1 protein-coding gene is annotated in these 331 nt (G+C 72.2%); it reads left to right on the forward strand.

Annotation, left to right across the window (positions count from 1 at the left end; all coding sequences use genetic code 11):
- The coding region (locus PUR61_RS00705) for an ATP-binding protein (protein ID WP_443035093.1) at positions 1-331 on the forward strand (331 nt) is incomplete at both ends.

Here is a 331-nt window from a genome sequence, read left to right on the forward strand (position 1 = left end):
CGACGCCGTCGAGATCGCCGTCGCCGCCCTCTACGACGGCACCGAGCTCTTCCTCGGCGGCGTCATGGACACCATCGAGGAAGCCGGCATCCACTCCGGCGATTCCGCCTGCGCGCTGCCCCCGATCACCCTCGGCGGCCACGACATCAAGCGCCTGCGGACCTCGACCGAGGCGAACGCCCGCGCCGTGTGCGTCCGCGGACTGATCAACAGCCAGTTCGCCCTGTCCGGCGACATCCTCTACGTCCTGGAGGCCAACCCCCGCGCCTCGCGCACCGTGCCGTTCACCTCCAAGGCCACGGCCGTCCCGCTCGCCAAGGCCGCCGCCCGC

Origin of the sequence: Streptomyces sp. BE20 (genome assembly GCF_036322525.1) — a bacterium.
Classification (GTDB): domain Bacteria; phylum Actinomycetota; class Actinomycetes; order Streptomycetales; family Streptomycetaceae; genus Kitasatospora.